Origin of the sequence: Enterovirga sp. CN4-39, assembly GCF_049446235.1 — a bacterium.
Classification (GTDB): Bacteria; Pseudomonadota; Alphaproteobacteria; order Rhizobiales; family Beijerinckiaceae; genus Enterovirga.
Genome location: NZ_JBMSEF010000054.1, coordinates 1 through 2,192 on the forward strand (window position 1 = coordinate 1; position 2,192 = coordinate 2,192).

1 protein-coding gene is annotated in these 2,192 nt (G+C 70.0%); it reads left to right on the forward strand.

Annotated features, from left to right (window positions below; translation table 11 throughout):
* The coding region (locus ACO2SS_RS28725; protein WP_423281289.1) for a xanthine dehydrogenase family protein molybdopterin-binding subunit at positions 1-2,192 on the forward strand (2,192 nt) is incomplete at both ends.

Here is a 2,192-nt window from a genome sequence, read left to right on the forward strand (position 1 = left end):
CGCGGGCGCTATGTCGCCGACCAGAAGGCGGAGGGCGAGCTTCACGCCGTCTTCGTCCGCAGCCCGCACGCCCATGCGAAGATCCTGCGGATCGATGCCGGCCGCTCGCGAGGCATGGCGGGCGTCGCGGCGATCTATTCGGGCCGCGATCTTCACGCTGCAGGCGTCGGCAGCATCCCGTGCGGCTGGTCGCTCACGGGCCGCGATGGCAGGCCGATGGCGGAGCCGCCGCGCCTTCCGCTCGCGGTGAACAAGGTTCGCCACCAGGGTGATCCGGTCGCCGTGGTGATCGCGGAGAGCCTGGAAGAGGCGAGGGCGGCCGCGGAGGCCGTCGAGGTCCTGTACGAGCCGCTCCCGGCGGTGGCGGACGCGCTCTGCGCGACGCAGAATGGCGCCCCGCTGGTCTGGGACGAGATCCCGGCGAATACCTGCTGCGACTGGGAGATCGGCGACCGCGACGCGACGGATGCCGCCTTCGCCCGCGCAGCCCATGTCACGTCGATCACCCTGGTGAACAACCGCCTCGTTCCGGCCCCCATGGAGCCCCGCTCGGCGCTGGCGCTGTTCGACCCGGGGAGCGGCAGCTACACGCTCTATACGACCAGCCAGAACCCGCATGCGGTGCGCAGCACGCTTGCCAACGCCGTGCTCGGCATTCCGGAGAGCAGCCTTCGGGTGGTCTCGCCCGATGTCGGCGGCGGCTTCGGGGCCAAGATCTTCGTCTATCCGGAGGAGACGACGATCACCTGGGCGGCGGGCCGGCTCGCGCGGCCGATCCGCTGGACGGCGGACCGTTCGGAATCCTTCCTCACGGATGCGAACGGGCGCGATCACCGGACGGAGGCGGAGCTGGCGCTCGCCCCGGACGGCACGTTCCTGGGGCTGCGGGTGAAAACCTACGCCAATGTCGGCGCCTACCTGACGAGCGGCGCGACCGCGATCCCAACCTATTACTACGCGCCGCTGCTCGCGGGCGTGTACAAAACACCCGCCATCTACTGCAACGTCCTCCTCGCCTTCACCAATACCTGCAGCGTTGACGCCTATCGGGGTGCCGGGCGGCCCGAGGCGACCTACGTGCTGGAGCGGCTGATCGACAAGGCCGCGCGCGAGACGGGGATCGACCGCGTCGAGCTGCGGCGGCGCAATTTCATCCGGCGCGAGGAGTTTCCGTACCGTACCCCGCTCGGGCTGGAATACGATTCCGGGGATCACGAGGCGACGCTCGCGCTCGCGCTCGATGCGGTCGACTGGGCGGGCTTTCCGGCCCGCAAGGAGGAGAGTCGCGCGCGCAGGCGGCTCCGCGGGATCGGCATCTCGACCTATGTGGAGATCGCCGGCGGCACGCCCTCGCGCGTGGCGAGCCGGCTCGGGGCCCGGTCGGGCCGCTCGGAATCGGCGCAGGTCCGGGTGCATCCGGGCGGAACCGTCACGGTGTTCAGCGGCGTGCACAGCCACGGCCAGGGGCACGAGACGACCTTCGCCCAGATCGTGTGCGATCGGCTCGGCGTTTCGCCGGATACGGTCAGGATCGTACAGGGCGACACGGACCAGGTGCCGTTCGGCCGCGGCACGGCCGCTTCGCGCTCCCTGGTGGTGGGCGGTTCCGCGCTCGTGAAGGCGCTCGACAAGGTGGTCGAGAAGGCGAAGCGCATCGCCGCCCATGTTCTGGAGGCCGCCGCCGCCGATGTCGTGTTCGAGGCGGGGCGCTTTTCGGTCGCGGGCACCGATCGTTCCGTCTCGTTCCGCGAGATCGCGAAGGCCGCCTATGGCGGCGACCTCTTCCCCGTGGAGGAGATCGAGCCGGGGCTCGACGAGACGGCCTATTACGACCCGCAGAACTGGACCTATCCGGGTGGCTGCCACGTCTGCGAGCTCGAGGTCGACCCGGAGACCGGCGAGACCGCCATCCTGCGCATCGTCGCGGTCGACGACCTCGGGACGATCATCAATCCCATGATCGTCAAAGGCCAGATCCATGGCGGCCTCGCCCAGGGTGTCGGCCAGGCGCTGATCGAGCGCACCGTGCACGACGAGGCCGGTCAGCTCCTCAGCGGCTCCTTCATGGACTACGCCCTTCCGCGCGCCGGCGACCTGCCGGCCTTCGAGGTGCTGACGCATTCGACGCCCTGCGAGCACAACCCCCTGAAGGCTAAGGGATGCGCCGAGGTCGGCTCCGTCGGATTGCCGCC